The sequence below is a fragment of the Frankia sp. AgKG'84/4 genome, assembly GCF_023242965.2.
Classification (GTDB): domain Bacteria; phylum Actinomycetota; class Actinomycetes; order Frankiales; family Frankiaceae; genus Frankia.
The window spans coordinates 1-6363 of the sequence record NZ_JALKFU020000296.1; the positions used below are offsets into that span (position 1 = coordinate 1).

The following is a 6363-nucleotide window of genomic DNA, read 5'->3' on the forward strand; positions in this document are numbered from 1 at the left end:
GTGACCCGCCGGGCGCGCCGCCGCCCGCAGCGGCCGCGCGTCCTCTGGACGCCGGACCCGGTCGTGCGGCTGCGGGACGGGGAGTGGACGGTGCGCCCGCTCAGCGGGGCGGCGTCCACGAAGATCTACAGGTGTCCCGGGTGTGATCACGAGATCAACCCGGGAACCCCCCATGTGGTCGTGTGGCCGCCCGAGCGGGTCGACGACCGCCGGCACTGGCACCGGCCCTGCTGGGACCGGCGCGCCCGGGCGGCCCGGCTCCCCCCGGGCGAGGGCTGACCGCGGGCCGGCGCGGGGACGGCGATCAGACTCCGCGCATGCTGGCGGGCGCGGGCAACGCGACCGTCGCGTCAGCCGTGATCGCCCTGGGCTCCGGGGCGGACTCGATCGAGGCGATCGAGGCGCTGGCGGCGGTGAGCTTGTCGCGCAGCGCGCCGAGCTGTGTCGTGACCTGGTCGCGCAGCGCGGAGAGCTGTGTGTTCACCTGCTCGCGCTGGCGTTCCAGATCGGCGAGGCGCCGCTTGGACTCCTCCTCGGCCGTCTGGGCCGTGGACCGGGCGATCTCCACGATCCGCTCGGCCTCGCCGCGTGCGGTCGACACGATCGAGGCGGCCTGGCCGTCAGCGTCGCGCAGGGTCTTCTCCCGGGCGGCCTCCGCCTCGGTGACGATCCGGCGGGCCTCCTCGAGCTGGGCCTCCGCCTCCCGGGTGCGCTCGGCGCGGACGGTGGCGGCCTCCTCCTCGGCGAGCTGGAGGATCTGCGTCACCCGACCGCCGAACTCCTCCCACGCGGGGCGGTTGGCGGCCAGGTCGTCACGGACCCGCGCCGCCTCGCTCGCGGCCTCCGACGCGGCGGCCTCGGCCGCCGCCCGGTGGGCCTCGGCCTCGCGCAGCTGCTCGACGAGCCAGTTGACGTGGTGGGTTACCTGATTGGGGTCGTAGCCACGGCGCACCAGATCAAAGGCTGGGGGCCCGTCGGTCTCGCCGGCCATCGGAATGAGGTCCGTGTGTTCGGTCATAGGACCTCAGCATCCCAGACGACCAGGGTGATCGTGCCGCCAGCCGGCGTTCGGGCCCGTCGCGATTTCCCTGGCTACACGCCGCGGAACCGGTTGATTGCGGTCAGGTGACGGGCTCGTCGCTCGGTGTCGCGCACACCGAGCCCCTCGGCCGGCGCGAGGCACAGGACCCCGACCTTGCCCTGATGTGTGTTGCCGCGCACATCGAAGGCGGCCTGGCCCGTCTCGGCCAGGCGGTACACCCGGGAGAGGGTGGGGTGGATCAGCCCGCGGGCGATGAGCCGGTTGGCCTCCCACGCCTCCCGGTAGTTGGCGAAGTGCGAGCCGACGATGCGTTTGAGGTTCATCCACAGGTGGCGGTTGTCGTACTCGTGCAGGTAGCCGCTTGTCGACGCGCAGGTCACGATCGTTCCGCCGCGGCGGGCGACGTAGACCGAGGCGCCGAACGTCTCCCGGCCGGGGTGCTCGAAGACGATGTCGGGATCGTCGCCGCCGGTGAGCTCGCGGATGCGCTGGCCGAACCGCTTCCACTCCGTCGGGTCCTGGGTCCGCTCGTCGCGCCAGAACCGGTAGTCCTCCGCCGTGCGGTCGATGACCAGCTCGGCGCCGAGGGACCGGGCGATCTCCGCTTTGCGCGCCGAGGAGACCACGCAGACCGGGATCGCGCCACCCCGCAGCGCGAGCTGGGTCGCGTACGAACCCAGGCCGCCGGAGGCGCCCCAGATGAGGACCACGTCACCCTGCTTCATCCCCGCGCCGTTCGCCGACACGAGCTGGCGGTAGGCGGTGGAGTTGACCAGGCCGGGTACCGCGGCCTCCTCCCAGGTGAGATGGGCGGGTTTGGGCATGAGCTGGTTGGCCTTGACGAGGGCGAGTTCGGCCAGGCCACCGAAGTTCGTCTCGAAACCCCAGATCCGCTGCTCCGGATCCAGCATCGTGTCGTTGTGACCGTCCGCGCGTTCCAGCTCGACCGACAGGCAGTGCGCCACCACCTCGTCCCCAGGGGACCAGAGATGCACGCCTGGCCCTGTCCGCAGCACGACTCCGGCAAGATCGGATCCGACGACATGGTATGGCTGGTCATGTCGGGCGGCGAGGTCGGACGTCCGGCCGTATCGGGACAGGAACCCGAAGGTCGGCACCGGCTCGAAGATCGACGTCCACACCGTGTTGTAGTTCACCGAGGAGGCCATGACCGCGACGAGCGCCTCCCCGGGGCCTACCTCCGGCGTGGGCACCTCGTCGACGTGCAGCGAGCGTCGCGGGTCCTTCTCCCGCGACGGCGTCCCGTCGAACATCGCGATCTCCTCGCGGCGCACCACCACGCCGCGATAGGACTCGGGTATGTCGAACCCGGCGAACTCCGCCCGCCGGGCCTCGGACGGCGGGTTCGCGGCGATGATCGCCTCGACGATCTCCTTCACGGTCGACCTCCGGCGGTGTGGGTGCGGGTGCGGCGGTTCGTACTGCAGTGGGAGTTACCGATGGGTCCAGTGGGGTCGCGGGATGTGGGGGCTGTCTGTTTCGTGCGCGACGCGATAGAACGTTCGGGACAACTTCGAGGGCGAGGCCCGCGTCCAACGTGGTGTGACCGTGCCCATGACAGTCGTGGAGGGGTGGCGGCCCGTGCCTGCGCGGAGCGACGCCGCCCGTAGCGACGTCGCGCGGGACGCCGATGCCGCCCTGACCGCCTTGTACTCCGAGCACTACCGGTCACTGGTGCGTCTCGCCGCGCTGCTGCTGGATGACGTCGGTCTGTGTGAAGAGGTCGTCCAGGACGCCTACATCCGGGTTCACGGGGCCTGGGGTCGCCTGCAGGACCGGGACAAGGCCCTGGCCTACCTTCGCCAGACCGTCGTCAATCTCGCACGGTCGACGCTGCGTCGTCGACTCGTGGCTCTCAAGCACGCCCCCAAGCCGATGCCCGATGCGGCCAGCGCGGAGGAGGGGGCCTACTCTCTGGTCGAGCGGGCCGCCGTCATCCAGGCACTGCGCGAGCTGCCGAGGCGCCAGCGGGAGGCGGTCGTCCTGCGCTACTACGCCGACATGTCCGAGGCGGACGCGGCGGCCGTGATGGGGTGCAGCGTCGGCTCGGTGAAGGCGTACACGTCCCGAGGGTTGTCCGCGTTGAGCGGCAAGCTGGAGGGCCTGCGGTGAGTGCGCTGGAACCCGACGAGCTCGCCCGCCTGCTCAGCGAGGCGGTCGAGCCGGTTCGGCCCTCCCCGGACGCCTACCGGCGCATCCAGGCCGGGGTCGCCCGGCGCCGCCGGTGGCGCCTGCCGGCGTACACCGCCGGCGGGATGGTGATGGCCGCCCTCATCGCGCTGGCCGTGGTGGCGATCCGGCCGAGCCCGTCCAACCAGGTCGTCGAGCCCGCGGCGCCGCCGGTCATGCCCACCAACTACACCGCGCCGGCGGTGCCGGGCACGGCCCCGGTCCCCGGCAGGTCGGGCCAGGGCGGCGGCACCGCTGGCACCAGCGGCGGCGCGGGGTCCGCCTCCCACGCGCCGACGACCACGGTGACGCCGCGCAGCTCGGTTGCGGCGAGCACGCCCACGACGCCGACCGCGAGCCCGTCCCAGCCACCCGCCTCGGTGTCCCCGCCCCCGGGCGGTCTCGACAGCCCGCAGCTGCCGACCCCGACGGCGAAGCCCGCCGGCGTGAACGACATCGACGGTGACGGACGCCCCGACACCGTCGGCGTGGCGGCCGACGGCACCACCCTGCAGATCGAGTTCTCCCGGGACAACCAGGTCGCGAAGATCCCCCTGCCGGCGATCAGCGCCCCGCTCAACAGCGCGGTCGTTGACATCGACGGTGACGGCTTCGGAGAGCTGCTGGTGCAGACCAGGGCGAGCAACGGGGTGAAGAGCTACGCCCTGCTGCGCTATGTCAGCCTCGACCAGGTCGTCGTGATGGCCCTGCCGGACGGCCTCGCCCTCTCCGCCGGCGTCCGCGGCAACGTGGCCACCGGCCTGCGCTGCGGCGACCACGTGCTGCAGATCGCCTCGGGTACCTCCACCGACGGCAGCCAGTTCACCGTGACAACCACCACGCTCGACCTGACCGTGGACGGCCTGTCCTCAGCCGACACCGCCTCCAGCACCGTGAGACTGCCAACGGACACGTCACCCTTCGTCGCTTCCTGCGGCGCCCTGTCCTGATCCGGATCGGGCATCCGGAGCAAGATCACGTTATCGTGGTCGGCTAGACGGGCGACGACGAGGAGGCAGCTATGCCGGGTTCCGTGATCGTGGGCGGTGCGCGAACACCGATCGGGAAGCTGTCCGGGGCACTGAAGAACTTCAGCGCGGCGGATCTCGGCGGTTTCGCGATCAAGGCCGCGCTGGAGCGGTCCGGGCTGACCGGCGAGCAGATCGACTATGTGATCATGGGTCACGCGATCCAGGCGGGCGCGGGCCCCAACGCCGCCCGCAAGGCCGCGGTCAACGGCGGTATCCCGATGGGCGTGCCGGCCATCGCGATCAACAAGCTGTGCCTGTCCGGTCTCGACGCGATCGCCCTCGCCGACACCTACATCGCCGCCGGCGAGTTCGACCTCGTCGTCGCCGGCGGGATGGAGTCGATGACCGCGGCGCCGCACCTGTTGCGCTCGCTGCGCGCCGGGGTGAAGTACGGCGACACCGGCGTCGTCGACGCCCTCGACTCCGACGGCCTGGTCTGCGCGTTCGACCAGATCTCCATGGGCGCCAGCACCGACCGGCACAACGGCCGCCTCGGCATCGACCGGGCCGCGCAGGACGAGTTCGCCGCCCGCTCGCACCAGCGGGCCGCCGCCGCCGCGAAGAACGGCCTGTTCGACGACGAGATCGTGCCCGTCACCGTCCCGCAGCGGCGCGGTGAGCCGCTCGTGATCAACGCCGACGAGGGCGTACGCGCCGACACGACCGTGGAGAGCCTGTCCCAGCTGCGCGCCGCCTTCGGCAGGGACGGCACCATCACCGCCGGCTCCGCCTCGCAGCTCTCCGACGGCGCCGCCGCGGTCGTCGTCGCCAGCCGGGCCAAGGCCGAGGAACTCGGCCTGCCGATCCTCGCCGAGGTCGGCCACCACGGCTTCGTCGCCGGCCCGGATGCGACGCTGCACTCCCAGCCGTCGAATGCCATCCTCGCCGCGCTCGCCAAGGAGGGGCTCACCCCCGCCGACCTCGACCTCGTCGAGATCAACGAGGCATTCGCCGCGGTGTCGATCCAGTCGCTGCGCGAGCTTGGGATCAGCGCGGACATCGTCAACGTCAACGGCGGCGCGATCGCCATCGGCCACCCGCTCGGCGCCTCCGGTGCCCGGGTCGCGCTGACCCTGCTCAAGGAACTGGGCCGGCGCGGCGGCGGGATCGGTGCCGCCGGCCTGTGCGGCGGCGGCGGGCAGGGCGACGCTCTGGTACTGCGCGTCCCGGCCTGATCGACAGCGGCCCGGTGGACAGCGGCCCGGTGGACGGCGGGCCGGTGGACGTCAGGTCGGTGGATGGCGGCCCGGTGGACGGCGGGCCGGCCGCGGGCCGGCGGCCCGACGAACTGGTGCGGCTGGTGGCCGGGGCGGTCGGCGGCGAGCGCCTCGCCGTGGCCCGACTGCTGTCCCTGGTCGAGAACGCCCCTGACCGCTGGCAGGCGATCGGTGCCGCCCTGGCGCCGCACAGCCGTGCCGCCGAGGTCGTCGGGCTCACGGGTGCGCCGGGCGTCGGCAAGTCGACGACCACGAGCGCCCTGGTACGGGCCTACCGGGACGCCGGTCGCCGCGTCGGCGTGCTTGCCGTCGATCCCTCCTCGCCGCTCAGCGGCGGCGCGCTGCTCGGGGACCGGGTGCGGATGACCGAGCACGCCGGTGACCCCGGCGTCTTCGTCCGCTCCCTGGCCAGCCGGGGCAGCCTCGGCGGGCTCGCCGTCGCCGCCGCGCAGGCGCTGCGCGTCCTGGCCGCCGCCGGCTTCGATCCGATCATCGTCGAGACGATCGGCGTCGGCCAGGCGGAGATTGACATCGCGTCGCTCGCGGACACCACCTGCGTGCTGCTCGCCCCCGGCGCCGGCGACGGCGTGCAGGCGGTCAAGGCCGGCCTGCTGGAGATCGCCGATGTGCTGGTGGTGAACAAGATCGACCAGCCCGGCGCCGAACGCACCGTCGCCGAGATGATCGCGATGACCCGGATGCGCGGCGAGGGCCGTCGCCCGGCGGTCGTCCGCCTCGCCGCCGCCCGCGGGCAGGGCGTGGATGACCTGGTCGAGCGGATCACCGAGCATCGCCGCGACCTCGTCGCCACCGGCGAGCTGGACCGCCGCCGCCTCACCCGGGCGGCCGAGGAGATCCGCGGCCTGGCCCTCGCCGCGGTGCG

Annotated in this window: 7 protein-coding genes; 5 read left to right on the forward strand and 2 right to left on the reverse strand. The window is 72.9% G+C overall.

What is annotated here, in order from left to right; genetic code table 11:
- A partial coding sequence (locus MXD58_RS17240; RefSeq protein WP_518478263.1) for an Rv1322 family protein occupies positions 1-279 on the forward strand: 279 nt, incomplete at its 5' end.
- Positions 280-304: 25 nt separating this feature from the next.
- On the opposite strand, the gene MXD58_RS17245 is transcribed toward MXD58_RS17240, so the two are convergent.
- Both MXD58_RS17245 and ccrA read right to left on the reverse strand, forming a co-directional pair.
- Entirely contained in the window at positions 305-1018 is a 714-nt protein-coding gene (locus MXD58_RS17245; RefSeq protein WP_248836696.1) for a F0F1 ATP synthase subunit B, read from the reverse strand.
- A gap of 74 nt (positions 1019-1092) precedes the next feature.
- A complete protein-coding gene (ccrA, locus tag MXD58_RS17250; RefSeq protein WP_248836695.1) occupies positions 1093-2442 on the reverse strand; it encodes a crotonyl-CoA carboxylase/reductase in 1350 nt (449 codons plus the stop codon).
- Between the two features lie 175 nt (positions 2443-2617).
- On the opposite strand from ccrA, the gene MXD58_RS17255 reads away from it, so the two are divergent.
- The 4 genes from MXD58_RS17255 to meaB form a co-directional block, all read left to right on the forward strand.
- Positions 2618-3175, forward strand: coding sequence for a SigE family RNA polymerase sigma factor (locus MXD58_RS17255; RefSeq protein ID WP_044886710.1), 558 nt, complete (start codon positions 2618-2620; stop codon positions 3173-3175).
- Positions 3172-4182, forward strand: a complete 1011-nt coding sequence (locus MXD58_RS17260; protein ID WP_248836694.1) for an FG-GAP repeat domain-containing protein — start codon at positions 3172-3174, stop codon at positions 4180-4182. Before MXD58_RS17255 ends, MXD58_RS17260 begins: the two co-directional genes overlap by 4 nt.
- A gap of 71 nt (positions 4183-4253) precedes the next feature.
- Positions 4254-5438, forward strand: a complete 1185-nt coding sequence (locus MXD58_RS17265) for an acetyl-CoA C-acetyltransferase (RefSeq protein WP_248836693.1) — start codon at positions 4254-4256, stop codon at positions 5436-5438.
- Positions 5439-5452: 14 nt separating this feature from the next.
- On the forward strand, positions 5453-6363 hold a 911-nt coding region (gene meaB / locus MXD58_RS17270; RefSeq protein WP_518478268.1), incomplete at its 3' end, for a methylmalonyl Co-A mutase-associated GTPase MeaB.

What these genes read in the sequence shown, in the direction of transcription:
- MXD58_RS17245 (WP_248836696.1), bottom strand. Translation starts at nt 1,018, where the DNA reads ATGACCGAACACACGGACCTCATTCCGATGGCCGGCGAGACCGACGGG.
- MXD58_RS17255 (WP_044886710.1), top strand. Translation starts at nt 2,618, where the DNA reads ATGACAGTCGTGGAGGGGTGGCGGCCCGTGCCTGCGCGGAGCGACGCC.
- MXD58_RS17265 (WP_248836693.1), top strand. Translation starts at nt 4,254, where the DNA reads ATGCCGGGTTCCGTGATCGTGGGCGGTGCGCGAACACCGATCGGGAAG.